Origin of the sequence: Paractinoplanes brasiliensis (genome assembly GCF_004362215.1) — a bacterium.
In the GTDB taxonomy this organism is placed as follows: domain Bacteria; phylum Actinomycetota; class Actinomycetes; order Mycobacteriales; family Micromonosporaceae; genus Actinoplanes; species Actinoplanes brasiliensis.
Genome location: NZ_SNWR01000001.1, coordinates 1,631,880 through 1,646,224, shown reverse-complemented (window position 1 = coordinate 1,646,224; position 14,345 = coordinate 1,631,880). Strand labels below are relative to the sequence as shown.

Below are 14,345 nucleotides of genomic sequence, written 5' to 3'. Positions count from 1 at the left end.
GTTCGTCGTGTGCGGGTGGGTGGGTCATACCGGGCGTCCGCGCCAGCTCAGGGCGCCGCGGCGGCGCAGGTGGAACGAGCGGGTGATCAGCCACGCGAACAGCACGATCGAGAGCGGGTGGGCCAGGGCGTCCGGCCAGGCGCGCCCACCGGTGGCGAGGGCGGTGACGACGCGGCCCAGCACGCCGAGCGCGTAGGCCGCCAGGGCGACGCCCGCCCACCCGAGCTCCCCGGTCGCGGCCAGGACTGCGGTTGCGAGCGGCGGGACCGCGTACAGGGAAAGGAGAAGGACCACGACGGCGGCCGCGCCGGACGACGAACCGAAGGAGGCCCAGAGCGACTTGGTGTAACCGGTGGTGAGCTCGCGCCACGAGTCGTACATGCGGCAGGTGGCCATGGCGGAGCCGTCGGCCAGCGCGATCCGTCCGCCGCTGCGCTTGACCGCTCGGGCCAGCGCGATGTCCTCGAGGATCTCGGTGCGCACGGCCGCGTGACCGCCGGCTCGGCGGTAGGCCACGGCGTCGATGACCAGCCACTGACCGCCCGCCGCGGCCAGGGAGGGGCGGGGGGAGCGTTCCATGGCCCGCACCGGCAGGAACGTCAGCCATGACCACTGCAGGAGCGGCTGGACCAGGCGGCCGGCGCCGACGATCTTCGGGTACGGGGAGAGCAGGTCGGCGTCGATGCGGCGCATCTCGGTCACGGCTGCGGCTGTTGCGTCCTGATTCAGTACGACATCGGCGTCTATGTAGGACAGAACGGTGGCGTCAAGGGCCGCCTGGGCGAGCTGGTCGCAGGCATGCGGTTTGCCCAGCCGGCCCGGCGGCAGGGGCTCGCCGGTGAGCAGCACGACCTTGTCGCCGGCGACGGCCCGTACGACGTCGGCCGTTCCGTCGGTGGAGCCGTCGTCGAGCACGTAGATGGTGAGGTGCTCGACGCCGCGCTGGGCCAGCAGCGACTCCAGGCACGCGGTGACCCGCTCGGCCTCGTCACGCACGGGTAGGAGAATCGCGACCCGCTCGGCCGGGAGGTGGCTGCCCACGCCGTCATCTCTTGCGCCGTCATTTTCCGCAGTGGAGGCGGCGGGGGTGGGCGCCGTGGGGGTGCAAGCGGCCGGGAGGGTGGCGGCCGCGGAGGGGCGGGGGAGGCGGCGCAGCAGCAGCGCGTTCGCGATCGTGTGTGCGGTCAGGGCCACCCAGGGCAGCAGGGCGAGCCACCTCATGTCCGGCGCCGCAGCTGGGGCAGGAGCGGGAGGACGGCCGCGCCCATCAGCACGCCGCCCCAGGCCGCCGAGGCGGGGAGGTCGAGAAAGACGGCATGGGCGAGCACGGAGGAAGCGTACGTCCAGATCCAGAGCACGATGATGGGCGCGTCGCTGCCTGTGGACAACTCCGGTCCCCCCGCTTGACAAGCGGTATCGTCCCTTCCTGTTTCCCCCGGGCGGGTGGGGGTTAGGGATGGCGGCACGGGGGAAACGATCTTGCGGGCCAGGCGATCAAGGACGGTCATCAGGAGGACGGCGAAGCCCAGCCAGCCCAGGTAGTTGCTGATCGGGATGCCGGTCAGGCCGGGCAGCGCGGGGGTGGGAGACTGCCACCGCCAGTAGCCCTCGGCCACCATCTGCGGGTCCAGGAAGAGGTCCCACGCGGCCAGGCCGAAGGCGGCCACGGCGACGCGGGCCCAGCGCGCGATCGGCAGCCGTTGCGCCGCCAGCCAGGCCGGCCACGCCATCCAGGTCCAGGCGAGCGGGATTATCAGCGGGACGCCCAGCACCTTCGGGCCCAGTTCCCCCGAGTAGTCGTACGTGCCGAACGGGAAACCGGTGGCGACGCCGAGCGCCTCGACCGCGAAACCGCCCAGCGTGGCCGTGCCGACCAGGGCCAGGGCCGTACGGGGGCCGCGGGTGAGGAACGCGTGCGTGACCGATAGGACGTAACCGAGCACGACCGTGGCCACGGTGAACGCGGCGCGGGTGTCGCCCGAGGTGAGCGGGTAGCAGATCTGCGCGAGGATCAGCGCCCCGAGCAGGGCCCAGGGCGTGGCTCTAGAGACCGACAATGCCGGGCGCGTCCTCAGCCGGGCGCTCCACGAGCGGCAGGTCGCGGCCGAGGATCGCGAACGCGCGCTCGTCGCCGGGGAACAGGAACTGACGCAGCACGTCGCTGAAACCGAACCGGCGGTAGAGCCGCCAGGCCCGCGACTTCTGCTCGTCGGCCTCGGGCGTGGAGAGCAGCACGGTCTCGCCCTCGGCCATGGCCAGCAGCGCGCGCAGCTGCCGGGCGCCGACGCCGTGCCCCTGGGCCGCGGGGCGGACGTGCAGCTCGACGACCTCGAAACAGTTGCTCAGCCAGCGCAGGCGATCGGGGTCGGGCAGGCTCGCGCGGACCTGGTCGTGCCACCACTGGCCGGGGCCCGAGGTGTAGCCGTAACCGAAGCCGGCCAGTCGCCCCTCGGTGGTCAGGGTGGCGACGGCGCGGAAACCGGCCCGGCGTACGTGGGCGCCGATGTAGCCGCGCCGGGTCTGCAGCAGTTCCTGGCGATAGCCCATGGCCTCGCCGTAGACGCTCACCACGTCGTCGAGCCGCCGCAGCAGATCGTCGGGCTGCCACGCCACGAGCCTCATCGTTGAGTCACGCCTCTCTCATCGCCGGCCACCCAGCCGAGCACGACACGGTCCCCGCTGATCTCACGCACCGCGAACCGGGCGAAAAGCTCCTCGGAGTACCACCGATCGGCCGGCGTCCGCGCGATCACCGCCCGATGCTCCGGCTGACGGTACGCGAATCGGGCCAGGTCCGCCGCATTGCGCCACAGGCTGATTGTGCCCTGGTAGCCGATCGGCGCCTCACCGATGCCGAAGCGGGCCAGCAGGCCGGGCGCCCGTTCGACCTCGGGGACGACGGCGGGCACCGCGCGGTAGAACGTCCGCATCTTCGAGGGCCGCAACCGGGCCCGGGTCAGCGCGAGCACCATCGGGCCGTGCACCCCGCCGTCCGCCGCGTTGTCCGTCCCGCCCGGGATCCCCGAGCCCGATATTTCGGACCTGTCGGGAACGGTGAAGGGCCGCTGTCCTGACCATGAGCCCCGGCTGAGCAGCGGTTCTAGCTCCACCCTGGCTGACGCCACGGCCAGCTTGTCCCATTTGTCCAGTCGGACGGGCGTCTCGCTGACGGTGATCGCCGCATACCGGGTCAGGTCGGCATCCCGAGGCAGAAAACCGGCCGACGTCCCGACGAATTTCGCAAACCGCACATCCCGTACGCCGGGGAACGCGATCCGGATCATCGCCGCCGCGACCCGCCGTCGCGGCACCCGCCAGACGTGCAGGGTGACCGGCATCAGGCCACGTCGGCCGGGGTGCCGGCGGTGACGCGGACCAGTTCGGCGTACGTGATCGGGAAGACCGCCTGGGGCACGCCGCCCGCCGCCCAGATGTCGCGATACTGCTCGAGCGCCGTGTCCACGAGGGTGCGTACGGGCTTGGGGTGTCCCAATGGCGCCACGCCCCCGATCGCCTGCCCGGTGTGCTCACGGACGAATTCCGGCGTGGCCCGCTTCAGCTTCGCGACGCCCAGCGCGGCCGCGACCTTGGCCGTGTCGACCCGGTGGGCGCCCGAGGTGAGCACGAGCAACGGCTCACCGTCGGCGTCGAAGATCAGCGAGTTCGCGATCTGACCGACCTCGATGCACAGGGCCTCGGCAGCCGCCGCCGCGGTGTGCACGGCCGCGTCCAGCACGATCACCTGACTCGGCGCGTCGTCGGCGGTGTGCGCGCCCGCGGAGTCCAGGGCGTCCTGCACGGCGATGACGTTGGGGTGTTCTCTCACCAGCCCATTCTCACCACGCGAACGGCTCACGGCGAAAGCGGCCGTCACCCTCGTACGCCGGTGGCCTCGGCGCTCGCGTCCCAGAGACGCGCGGCGAGGGCCGGGTCACCCGCGTGCCGGAACGGCGTGCTCACCTTGTGCCCGACGTAGTAGGCGCCGTTGACCAGGTGCTGATTGTTCGCCAGCCAGACCAGCAGGGCGCCGGCCTTCTCCGGCGTGACCAGGAAGGGCGCGTACTTGTAGAAGAACCGGGTGGCCTTGCCGGCGCCGAAATTGGTGCGCACCACGCCGGGGTGGAACGACACGCTGGTGATCTCGGGCCAGCGGCGGGCCGCCTCGGCCGCGAACAGGATGTTGGCCGCCTTGGCCGCGCCGTACTGCGGGAACGCCTTGTAGCGGGCCGGGTCGCCGACGAGGTCGTCCGGGTCGGGGACGCCGCGCATGTGCGCCCGCGAGGCCGTGCCGATCACCACGCCGCCGGTCAGCCGGTCGCGCAGCAGGTGGGTCAGCAGGAACGGCGCCAGGTGGTTGCCCTGGATCGTGGCCTCGAAACCGTCCTTCGTACGCCGGTAGGGCTCGACCATGCCTCCCGCGTTGTTGGCCAGGACGTCGATTTTCGGGTACGCCTCGCGGAGCTGGGCGGCCAGGTCGCGTACCTGGTCGAGGTCTTCGAAGTCGGCCCGGAACACGTGGGCGTCGCGCACCTGCCGCGCGGCTGCCTCCAGGCGTTGCGGGGTGCGGCCGACCAGCACGACGGTGTCGGTCGCGGCCAGTTGCTCGGCGGCGGCCAGGCCGACCCCGGAGCTCGCGCCGGTGATCACGATGGTCCGGGGCATGCGGTCCTCCAGTTGTCTGACTATGGTCAGAGATTATGGATCAGATCGAGGTGGTGCGGGACTTCAACCGGTTCTACACGCAACGGCTGGGCGTCCTGCACGATCATTACCTGGGGCAGGGCCGGCCGCTCGGCGAGGCGCGCCTGCTGTTCGAGATCGGCGCCGGCGCCGACCTGCGTGACCTGCGCGGCCGGCTCGGGCTCGACTCGGGTTATCTGAGCCGGCTGCTGCGCTCGCTCGGCGATCAGGGTCTGGTGTCGGTCGGTCCGCACCCCGCCGACCGCCGCGTACGCGTCGCCACCCTGACCGAGGCCGGGCGGCGGGAACGGGCCGACCTCGAGTCCCGTTCGCGCGACAGCGTCGCCGCGCTGCTCGAGCCGCTGACCGAGGAGCAGAGGGCGCGGCTGATCGAGGCGCAGGAGCGGATCCGCCGGCTGGTGCGCCTGGCCGGGGTCGCGATCGAGGCGGTCGCCGATGACGATCCCGACGGGCGGGGCTGCCTCACCGCGTACGCGTCGGAACTGGCTCTTCGGTTTCCTGAGGGCTACGACCCGGCCACCTTGACCCCGCCCGGGACGCTCGGCGACGGGACGTTCCTGCTGGCTCGTGAGGAGGGGGCGCCGGTCGGGTGTGGACTGTGGATTCCGTCGGGCTCGTTCGCCGAGATCCGGCATCTCTGGGTCAGCCCCGCCGCCCGCGGTTACGGCCTGGGCGCGCGCCTGCTGCGTTCGCTCGAACAGGACGCGGCCGCCCACGGGGTCACCCGGCTGCGGCTCGGCACCCACCCGGCGCTGACCGAGGCGATCGCGCTGTACCGGGCGGCCGGCTATCGCGAGATCCCGTCCTACGACACCTCGCCGTACAACCAGCTCTCCTTCGAAAAAGAGGTAGTACTTTAGGCGGGTCCGCGGGCGGCGCATCCTTCGTACGATCGGTTCGTGCGCGAGTTGCTCCGCTCGGTGTGGCGGGAACCCCGGTTTCCCGGCGCGCCCGTCCGCCTCCGGCGAGACTGGGTGCTCCTGGGCGTCATCGTGGTGGCCACCCTCGTCGAGGGAATCCTGACCCGCGCCTATTCCGGCCTGGCGCTCGGTCTCCTGCTGGCCCCGACGGTGCTCTGGCGGCGTACTCATCCGCTGCCCGTGGTCGCGATCGCGTTCGTGACCTGTTTCGTCTGGCTGCCCCAGCCGGAAAACGCCTCGCTGGCCTATCTGCTGCTGCTTCCGTACGCGTTGTTCCGCTGGGGTTCCGGGCGCGAGTCGGTGATCGGCGCCGGGCTGATCCTGGCCAAGATCGTGGCCTCGGCCGTGATCGGCGAGATCACCGCGGCCGACATGCTGCTCGGCTTCGTCGCCATGACCGCGGCGTTCGCGCTGGCCACCACGTTCCGCTATCGCGCCCGGCTGCTCGACCGCCGGCTCACCGAGGCCAAACTCCGCGAACGCGAACGGCTCGCCCGCGACCTGCACGACACCGTCGCCCATCACGTCTCGGCGATGGCCATCCGCGCCCAGGCCGGTCTTGCGGTGGCGCAGCGGCGGCCCGAGGCCGCGGTCGACGCGCTGCGGCTCATCGAGACCGAGGCCAAGAGCGCCCTGGCCGAGATGCGCACGATGGTGCGGGCCCTGCGCCACGCCCAGGACGCGGGCCTCGAGCCCAGCCCCGGGCTCACCGAGCTGCCCCGGCTGGCCGGCCGCTCGTCATCCGGCCCGGTCGTCGAGGTCGAGCTGGCCGGCGACCTCGACGACGTGCCGGCCACGGTCGGCACGGCCATCTACCGCCTCGCCCAGGAATCGGTGACCAACGCGCGGCGGCACGCCCGGCAGGCCACCCGCATCGACGTGCGGGTCACCGCCGACGACGGGTTCGTGCGCCTGCGGGTCAGCGACGACGGGGTCGGCGGGCACCCGGCCGGCTCCAGCGGATTCGGCCTGGTCGGCATGAGCGAACGCGCGGGCCTGCTCGGCGGCACGTGCGAGGCCGGGCCCGCACCCGGTCGAGGGTGGACGGTCACCGCGGCGCTGCCCCGCACCGGAGCGGCCGCCTAGATGAGCGACAACATCCGCGTGGTCGTCGCCGACGACCAGGAAATCGTCCGCACCGGCCTCACCATGATCCTCAACGCCGAACCGGACATTCAGGTGGTGGGGGAGGCCCCCGACGGGCGGCGGGCCGTCGAGCTGGCCCAGCGGCTGCGCCCCGACGTGTGCCTGTTCGACATCCGCATGCCCGGCATGGACGGCATCGAGGCCACCCGCCGCCTGGCCGGTCCCGCCGTCACCGACCCGCTCGCCGTCGTCGTCATCACCACGTTCGACCTCGACGAGTACGTCTACTCCGCCCTGCGCGCGGGCGCCCGCGGTTTCCTGCTCAAGGACGCGGGCACCGACCTGCTGAGCCAGGCCGTGCACGCCGCCGCCCGCGGTGACGCGCTGATTGCCCCGAACGTCACGACGCGGCTGCTCAAGGCGTTCGCCGACACCGGGCCGGCCGGGCCGCCGACCCAGCCGATCGAGGCCCTCACCGACCGCGAGGAAGAGGTGCTGCTGGCGGTGGCGCGGGGGTGGACCAACGCCGAGATCGCCCACGAGCTGCACATCAGCCTGAGCACGGTCAAGACCCACGTGACGAGCCTGATGGCCAAGCTGGTGGTGCGAAACCGGGTCGAGATCGCCATGTGGGCGTACGAGACGGGCCGCACGGCGAATCGCGCCTGACCGGCCGTACTTTCGGCCGGGCCCGCTCCTGCTGGGGAACGGGACGGGACGGGCCTTCGTGGCGATCCGCCGGGCCGGTCGGGACGGCGACGATCGACGGCATGAAGGCGATCACACAAGAGAAGTACGGCGTCATGGGGCTCGCGGAGATCGAGCCGCCCACCTGCGAGCCGGGCACAGTCCTCGTACGGGTGCGGGCCGCGTCGATCAACGCGCGGGACTGGCACATCATGCGCGGCGACCCCTATCTGGCCCGGCTCACGATGATGGGCGCGCGCCGGCCGCGTACCAGGATCCGGGGCACGGACTTCGCCGGCACGGTCGAGGCGGTCGGCGCCGGGGTCGACAGTTTCCAGCCCGGTGACGAGGTGTTCGGGGACCTGGGTGACGCGCACGGCGCGTTCGCGTCGCTGGTGTGCGCGCCGGCCGAGACGATCGAGTTCAAGCCGGCCGGGATCAGCTTCTCCGAGGCCGCGGCCCTGCCCCTGGCCGGCAGCACGGCCCTGATGGGGCTGCGGGACGTGGGCCGGGTCCGCCCCGGCGCCCGGGTCCTGATCAACGGCGCCTCCGGCGGGGTGGGCACGTATGCCGTTCAGATAGCGAAAGCCCTCGGCGCCCACGTGACCGCGGTCTGCAGCACCCGGAATGTCGACCTCGTCCGGTCTCTGGGCGCTGACGAGGTCGTGGATTACAAGGTCGAGGATTTCGCTACCGCTGTCACCCCGTACGAGGTGGTGTTCGACCTCGTCGGGAACCGGTCGCTGCGGGATCTGCGGCGGGTGCTGGCCCCCCGCGGGACGCTTGTGCTCTCCGGCGGCGGCACCTTCCGGGGGCGGCCCACGCTGCTCGGGCCCATGAAGCTGATCCTCGGGGCGCAGCTCGCGGCGCGGTTCAGCCGGTTGCGCATGGTCGTGCTGTCGGTCCCGCCCAGCCGCGCGCTGCTGACCGGGCTGCGGGAACTCGTCGAGGCGGGCCGGCTCACCTCGGTGATCGACCGCACCTATCCGCTGGCCGAGGTGCCCGAGGCGATCCGTTACATGGAGGCCGAGCACGTCCGGGCCAAGGTCGTCATCACAGTGTGAACTCTTGCGGCTCGGCTCCTCCGCTTCGTCTTGCGTTTTTGTCGTACGTCAGTGCTAGTCTTCTCGTAGTTAGAACGGATGTTCGAACGCTTCGAACCTTCAGGCGCTTCGCACGTCCGGGCTGACACGGGGGCCGTGTTTCGCGGCGTGGCTCCCACAGTGCGGCACCCGCGAAGTGCCGCGCGTGAGGTTCCGGGCATTCGCGGGTCCGGAGCCTTCAGACAAGGCAGGACCGTCGTCCGCTGCCCCCGACCCCCGGGTGGCGGGCGACGGACCCGCCGGCAGGTCCGGCCGGGTGTGGTGTGGGGAAGCTTCACACCCGGCCGGTCACTACCACCACGACGGGGCGGCTGCTCTTCCTCCGCAGCGCCTCGGTTCGACCCGGCACGTCGGATGCGAGACACGCGAGGAGAAACACATGGCGAGCCACACGGCGCCCAGCCTTCTACCGGCTCCCGACCTGGCCCACGCCGGCCGGCCCCCGGCCCCGCCGGCTCCGGCTTCTGCGCGCTCGGCCCCGGCTTCTGCAGGTCCGGCCCTGGCTTCTGCGCGCTCGGCTCCGCCGGGCACTCCGCCGATCGGTTCGGGCACTGCGCTTTCGTCCGGGTCCGGCATGCCCTATGCGCATCCCGCGATCCCCGGCGTGACGCATACCGCCGCTTCGGGCCACGGCCCGGCCTGCGTGGAAGCGGCGTCGCGCTCGGCTTCCGGTGGCCCGGCGGCCACGCACACGGCTCTCATCGACCCGGCTGCCTTCGCCGGCGCGCCGGCATCCTCGGCCGCCGCCGTCCAGCCGGAGCCCTCCGGTTCGATCATGGCTCGCCAGGCGGCTTCCGGGTGGGTCGCGCCCCGCCAGGCGCCTCAACAAGCGGCACCCCGACGGGATGTGCCCCGGCATGCTGTGCCGTCCCCGGCTGTGTCGTCTCAGGCTGTGTCGTCTCAGGCTGTGTCGTCTCAGGCTGTGTCGTCTCAGGCTGTGTCGTCCCAGGCTGTGTCGTCCCAGGCTGTGCCGTCTCAGGCTGTGTCGTCCCAGGCTGTGCCGTCCCAGGCTGTGCCGTCACAAGCTTCGCCTTCCCGGCAGGACGGGGCTCGTCAGGCCGGGAACGGCTCGGGGGCTTCCGCGAGGGCTTCCGCGGGGGTGGCTTCCCGGCGGGTTTCGTCCGGTGCGGATGTTTCCGGCATGACCGTGCCCGGGTTGGCGCATGCGCCGACGGCGGCGGCCCGGGCTGATGCCCCGACCGTTCCGGCTCACATGCTTCCGCAGCGCACGCCCGCCCAGTTGCTGGCCATCGCCCGTGACGGGCTGGCCGAGGCGGCGCGCACGCAGCCCGACGGCATCCGTTACGCGACGGCTCACCTGGCCGCGCTGCGAGCCGCGGCCGCTGTTCTCGCGGCTCGGGCCCGCCCCGCCCCGGCCAGCCGGCGCAGCAAGGTGACCAGCGTCTGGTCGCTGCTGGTGCTGGTGGCGCCCGATTTCGGCGAATGGGCCAACTACTTCGCTCTCGGAGCCTCCAAACGCGCGGCGGCCGAGGCCGGCATCCCACGCGTGGTGACTCCCCGCGAGGCCGACGACCTGCTGCGCGCCGCCGAACAGTTCGTGGCCGTGGTCGAGTCGTCGCTGGGCCTGGCCTACCAGCCCACACTGGCCGCCTGACCCGTCGGCCGGTGCGGCCCCGGTGGTGGCCCGGACGGCGGCGCCGGCTGCCTGACTCCGGCCGCGTCCGCCGGTCCGAAGTGGCCGGTGGGGCGACGGCTTGTGACCCGGATCTGTCCGGGCAGTTCTTCCCCACTGCTCGGCGGCTTCCTTCCCGGAGGCCGCTGATCAGTCATGCCCTGACACGACGCGGGACGCCGGCAGAGCGGCCCGCCGGGCGATCGGGCGGAGTGATCGGGGCGGGTCGACCTGCCAGGAAAGACGGGCAGGTCGGCCCGTCGGACTTGCCGAGACGCCCCGCAGGGCGGCCCTGCCGGGATGAAGGGCAGGGCGGTCCGCAGGGTGACGGGTGGGCGGCCCTGACCGGGATGAAGGGCAGGTCGGCCTGCAGGGTGACGGGTGGGCGGCCCTGACCGGGATGAAGGGCAGGTCGGCCTGCAGGGTGACGGGTGGGCGGCCCCGGCGGGATGAAGGGCAGGACGGCCGCAGGGGTGACGGGTGGGCGGCCTGCCGGGTGGCGGGGTGAGGGGAAGAGCTGAGCAACAAGAGTGAGGCAACACATGGCGGGACGCATGATCAGCGGTGCGGCCGCCCTTGCTGAGCTGGTTCGGGCGGCGGGTGAGACCGAGACGTCGGGTCTTGATCGGACGTTGCCGGTCGCGCCCGAGTTGAGTGCGCTGCTGCCGGGGCACGGACTGCGCCGGGGCAGCACGGTGGCGGTGGCCGCGGGACGGTCCGCTGCGGCAGCGGGCGGGACGTCACTGGTGCTGGCGTTGCTGGCCGAGGCATCCCGTACGGGGTCGTGGTGTGCTGTCGTCGGCGTGCCGTCGCTGGGTGCGACAGCCGCCGCCGAAAGTGGCATCGCCCTCGACCGGCTGGCTTTGGTGCCCGATCCGGGGCCCGAGTGGCCCACCGTCGTCGCCGCGCTCATCGACGGCGTGGACGTGATCGTGCTGGCCGTCCCCGGGGGAGTCTCCGCCTCGATCGCCTCCCGCCTGGTGGCGCGGGCCCGGCAGCGGGGAAGTGTCCTGGTCCCGTACGGCGATTGGGCCGGCGCCGATGTGACCCTGAGTGTTCTCGAAGCCCGCTGGGAAGGGCTCGACCGGGGTCACGGCCGCCTGCGCCGACGCGAGGTGCGGGTTCTGGCCCGTGGTCGGGGCGCGGCGGCCCGCCCCAAAGAGATCACCATGTGGATGCCGGGGGTCACGATCCGCCCGCTGACCCTGCCGCCGGCGCCTTCCCGCGGGGACTCCACCGTGGATCGTCCGGCCAAGCCGCACCTCAGCGCCGTTCCCTCGCCAACCCCGCGAACCACCTCCTCGGCCGCGAGTGCCGCCTCGGCCGCGAGTGTCGCCCCGGCCGCGAGTGTCGCCCCGGCCGCGAGTGTCGCCCCGGCCGCGAGTGCCGTCCCGGTTGCGAGTGCCGCCCCGGTTGTGGGGCCCGCCCCGGTTGTGAGGGCCGTCTCGACTGTGAGCGCCCCTCCGCCCCGGCTGTCCCTGGTCATCCCGCTGGTGGGAAGCGAACTGCCGAACGCCGGAAGGGGAAGAGGTGCGGACGTGGGAGCGGGAGGGTCCGGCGCTCCGGTAGTGGGTGCTGGGTCGAGTGCGGGCGACGGCGAGGAAAGGCGTACAGGAGCGGGAGGGTCTGGCGCTCCGGTAGTGGGTGCTGGGTCGAGTGCGGATGACGGCGAGGAAACGCGTACAGGAGCGGGAGGGTTCGGCGCTCCGGAAGTGGGTGCCGGGTCGAGTGCGGGAGCGGGTGGGGAAATGCGCACTGGAAACGAAGCGGCTGCAGCCGGGGAAGCGGGTGGTGGCGAGACGCGTACGGGAAAGCAGGTGGCTGTCGGCGGGGAAGCGGGTGCCGGCGGCAGAACCCGTACGGGGAAGCAAGCGGTTGCCGGGGATGGGCGGGTTGTGGCTTTTCGGGGGAAGAAGAACGACGCGCACATGACGGCGGTGATGTGACATGGCGGGGCGGGAGGCGGGCAGCCGGGCCGTGGCGGGGACGGTCGGGGCGCGGACCATGCTGCTCTGGTGCCCGGACTGGCCGGTCATCGCGGCCGAGATCGTGCTCGGGGTGCCGTCCGCGGGGCCGGTTGTCGTGCTGCACGGCAACCGGGTGATCGCTTGTTCGGAGGCGGCGCGGCAGGAGGGCGTACGGCGGGGGCTCCGGCGGCGGGAAGCGCAGAGCAGATGCCCGCAGGTCGAGGCGGTCGAGCATGATCCGGGCCGGGACGCGCGGGCGTTCGAGCCGGTGGTCGCGGCCGTCGAGGAGGTGGCCGCCGGGGTCGAGGTGATCCGGCCGGGGGCGTGCGCGGTCGCCGCTCGGGGGCCGTCGCGCTACTTCGGCGGGGAGGAAACCGCGGCCGAGCGGATCGTCGAGCAGGTCGCCGAGTCGTGTGCGGTGGAGAGTCAGGTCGGCATCGCCGATGGGGTGTTCGCGGCGGGGCTCGCGGCTCGGGCCGGCCGGGTGATCGCGCCCGGCGGGACGGCCGAGTTCCTGCGGGGGCAGCCGATCGAGGCGCTCGAACGGCCCGAGCTGACCGATCTGCTCAAGCGGCTCGGGCTCAAGACGCTGGGCGAGTTCGCGGCGTTGCCGGCGGGGGACGTGCTGACCCGGTTCGGCTTCGACGGGGCGCTGGCGCATCGGCTCGCGGCCGGGTTCGACCATCGTCCGCTCGCGGTGCGCCGGCCGCCGCCCGACCTGGAGGTCTCCGAGACGTACGACGAACCGCTCGAACGGGTCGACGTGGCCGCCTTCGCCGGGCGTGCGCTGGCCGAGCGGTTGCATGACAAACTCGCCGCGTACGGGCTGGCCTGCACCCGCCTGGGCATCGAGGCGGTCACCGCGAACGGCCAGGAACTGCACCGCGTCTGGCGGCACGACGGCACGCTGACCTCGGCCGCCATCGCCGAACGGGTCCGCTGGCAGCTGGACGGCTGGCTCACCGGCGCCCGCCGCGGTGCTCCGGCACGCCCGACCGCGGGTCTGGTGCGGTTGCGCCTGATCCCCGACGGTGTGCTCGTCCACCTCGGACTTCAGCCCGGCCTGTGGGGTGACGCCGGGGCCGACCGGGAACGGGCGCATCGCGCGTTCAGCCGGGTGCAGGGCCTGCTCGGACCCGAGTCGGTGGTCACCCCCGTGCTGGGCGGTGGCCGTAACGCCGACGACCAGATCCGCCTGGTCCCCTGGGGCGACGAACGTGACCCGCACCGGCCCGCGGCCCCCCACGCCGACCCGATTCCGGGCATAACCACCGTCCCGGTGCTGTCCCGCCACACCCAGGCCGAGCTCACGCTGCATCTCCCCAACCCACCATCCCCCGTACGCGATGAGCCCGCCCCCGAAGAAGGGGCGTTCCCCTGGCCACCCGTGGAGGGTGCGGAGCTCACCCGTCGCCCCTTCCGCGATCCCCAGGGTGCAATAACTCCCATTTCGCATTTGTCCGAAATGGAGATGTGGCGGGAAGGACTACGGGACGGGGGTTCGCGGAGTGAGGTGTGGGACGGGGAGAGGCAGGACGGGGAGACGGGGGATAGGGAGAGACAGGACAGGGAGACGGGGGATGGGCTGTGGGACAGGGGCCGGCGAGAGAAGGCGCGGGATGAAGGCCGGCGAAAGGAGAAGCAAGAGGGGACGAGGGACGGTGGCCGACAGAAAGAGGCACTGGAGGAGGAAGGGGTATCGGCGGGAGGCAAAGGCGAGCGGCCTGGGTTGGAGCTGGTAGGGGCAGCCGGCCGGCCGGTGCTGGGGGTGGTGCCGGGTGGGCGACAAGGCGCCGGGCACGGGACGGAAACGCCGGCGCGGGCGTCAGGGAGTGAGAAGCCCGGTGGGATGGAGGAAGGGAAAGCGGCCCAGCGGGCGGAGGCGAAGGCGGGCAAGGGGCGGAAGAAGGTCAAGAAGGAACCGCCGTGGCCGGGGCGGGTGCCCAGGCCGGCGCCGGCGATCGTGCTGGGGCACGGCGTGCCGGCGGTGGTGCTCGACGGGGACGGGGAGGCCGTGGGGGTCAGCGCGCGGCTTGATCTCACCGGGAGCCCGGCGGCCCTGATCGTCGAGCGTGCCCGGCCCGTGGCCATCGCGGGGTGGGCCGGGCCGTGGCCGGTGGACGAGCGCTGGTGGGACTCCGAGCAGGCGCGGCGGCGGGCGCGGTTCCAGGTGTTGCTCTCCGACGGGCGGGCGTTTCTGCTCAGCCTCTCCGGGGGGCACTGGGCCGTCGAGGCGATCTATGACTAG

General features: G+C 72.7%; 12 protein-coding genes and 1 pseudogene. 7 read left to right on the top strand and 6 right to left on the bottom strand.

Going from position 1 to position 14,345, the window contains the following annotated elements; all coding sequences use genetic code 11:
- Positions 1–24 precede the first annotated feature (24 nt).
- Genes C8E87_RS06955 through C8E87_RS06930 form a run of 6 tightly spaced genes read right to left on the bottom strand, consistent with a single transcriptional unit; the run spans position 25 to position 4,662 of the window.
- On the bottom strand, positions 25–1,221 hold the full coding sequence (locus C8E87_RS06955; RefSeq protein ID WP_133872312.1) for a glycosyltransferase family 2 protein: 1,197 nt from the start codon (positions 1,219–1,221) through the stop codon (positions 25–27).
- Positions 1,218–2,057 (bottom strand): carotenoid biosynthesis protein, encoded by an 840-nt coding sequence (locus tag C8E87_RS06950; RefSeq protein ID WP_133872311.1) that lies wholly within the window; start codon positions 2,055–2,057, stop codon positions 1,218–1,220. The genes C8E87_RS06955 and C8E87_RS06950 overlap by 4 nt, the downstream gene beginning before the upstream one ends.
- Complete coding sequence (locus C8E87_RS06945) at positions 2,044–2,622, bottom strand: GNAT family N-acetyltransferase (protein ID WP_133872310.1); 579 nt, start codon at positions 2,620–2,622, stop codon at positions 2,044–2,046. Before C8E87_RS06945 ends, C8E87_RS06950 begins: the two co-directional genes overlap by 14 nt.
- Complete coding sequence (locus C8E87_RS06940; protein ID WP_133872309.1) at positions 2,619–3,338, bottom strand: monooxygenase; 720 nt, start codon at positions 3,336–3,338, stop codon at positions 2,619–2,621. The genes C8E87_RS06945 and C8E87_RS06940 overlap by 4 nt, the downstream gene beginning before the upstream one ends.
- Positions 3,338–3,826, bottom strand: a complete 489-nt coding sequence (locus C8E87_RS06935) for a YbaK/EbsC family protein (protein ID WP_133872308.1) — start codon at positions 3,824–3,826, stop codon at positions 3,338–3,340. Before C8E87_RS06935 ends, C8E87_RS06940 begins: the two co-directional genes overlap by 1 nt.
- A gap of 44 nt (positions 3,827–3,870) precedes the next feature.
- Positions 3,871–4,662 (bottom strand): SDR family NAD(P)-dependent oxidoreductase, encoded by a 792-nt coding sequence (locus tag C8E87_RS06930; protein ID WP_203720924.1) that lies wholly within the window; start codon positions 4,660–4,662, stop codon positions 3,871–3,873.
- Between the two features lie 35 nt (positions 4,663–4,697).
- On the opposite strand from C8E87_RS06930, the gene C8E87_RS06925 reads away from it, so the two are divergent.
- From C8E87_RS06925 to C8E87_RS45355, 7 genes and pseudogenes are all read left to right on the top strand, one after another.
- Positions 4,698–5,561 (top strand): bifunctional helix-turn-helix transcriptional regulator/GNAT family N-acetyltransferase, encoded by an 864-nt coding sequence (locus tag C8E87_RS06925; RefSeq protein ID WP_133872307.1) that lies wholly within the window; start codon positions 4,698–4,700, stop codon positions 5,559–5,561.
- 39 nt (positions 5,562–5,600) lie between these two features.
- Complete coding sequence (locus C8E87_RS06920) at positions 5,601–6,707, top strand: sensor histidine kinase (protein WP_133872306.1); 1,107 nt, start codon at positions 5,601–5,603, stop codon at positions 6,705–6,707.
- The gene (locus tag C8E87_RS06915) at positions 6,708–7,376 is read left to right on the top strand and encodes a response regulator (protein ID WP_133872305.1); all 669 of its coding nucleotides are present in this window, start codon (positions 6,708–6,710) and stop codon (positions 7,374–7,376) included.
- A 101-nt stretch (positions 7,377–7,477) separates the two neighbouring features.
- Positions 7,478–8,458, top strand: coding sequence for an NAD(P)-dependent alcohol dehydrogenase (locus C8E87_RS06910; protein ID WP_133872304.1), 981 nt, complete (start codon positions 7,478–7,480; stop codon positions 8,456–8,458).
- A gap of 1,180 nt (positions 8,459–9,638) precedes the next feature.
- On the top strand, positions 9,639–10,112 hold the full coding sequence (locus tag C8E87_RS06905) for an SAV_6107 family HEPN domain-containing protein (protein WP_133872303.1): 474 nt from the start codon (positions 9,639–9,641) through the stop codon (positions 10,110–10,112).
- Between the two features lie 560 nt (positions 10,113–10,672).
- Positions 10,673–11,440: pseudogene (gene imuA', locus C8E87_RS06900) on the top strand (DnaE2-dependent mutagenesis accessory factor ImuA'); the annotation flags it as partial.
- Positions 11,441–12,077: 637 nt separating this feature from the next.
- Complete coding sequence (locus C8E87_RS45355) at positions 12,078–14,345, top strand: DNA polymerase Y family protein (RefSeq protein WP_239080604.1); 2,268 nt, start codon at positions 12,078–12,080, stop codon at positions 14,343–14,345.

What these genes read in the sequence shown, in the direction of transcription:
- C8E87_RS06915 (WP_133872305.1), top strand. Translation starts at nt 6,708, where the DNA reads ATGAGCGACAACATCCGCGTGGTCGTCGCCGACGACCAGGAAATCGTC.
- C8E87_RS06930 (WP_203720924.1), bottom strand. Translation starts at nt 4,662, where the DNA reads ATGCCCCGGACCATCGTGATCACCGGCGCGAGCTCCGGGGTCGGCCTG.
- C8E87_RS06955 (WP_133872312.1), bottom strand. Translation starts at nt 1,221, where the DNA reads ATGAGGTGGCTCGCCCTGCTGCCCTGGGTGGCCCTGACCGCACACACG.
- C8E87_RS06910 (WP_133872304.1), top strand. Translation starts at nt 7,478, where the DNA reads ATGAAGGCGATCACACAAGAGAAGTACGGCGTCATGGGGCTCGCGGAG.
- C8E87_RS06940 (WP_133872309.1), bottom strand. Translation starts at nt 3,338, where the DNA reads ATGCCGGTCACCCTGCACGTCTGGCGGGTGCCGCGACGGCGGGTCGCG.
- C8E87_RS06945 (WP_133872310.1), bottom strand. Translation starts at nt 2,622, where the DNA reads ATGAGGCTCGTGGCGTGGCAGCCCGACGATCTGCTGCGGCGGCTCGAC.
- C8E87_RS06905 (WP_133872303.1), top strand. Translation starts at nt 9,639, where the DNA reads ATGACCGTGCCCGGGTTGGCGCATGCGCCGACGGCGGCGGCCCGGGCT.
- C8E87_RS45355 (WP_239080604.1), top strand. Translation starts at nt 12,078, where the DNA reads ATGGCGGGGCGGGAGGCGGGCAGCCGGGCCGTGGCGGGGACGGTCGGG.
- C8E87_RS06925 (WP_133872307.1), top strand. Translation starts at nt 4,698, where the DNA reads ATGGATCAGATCGAGGTGGTGCGGGACTTCAACCGGTTCTACACGCAA.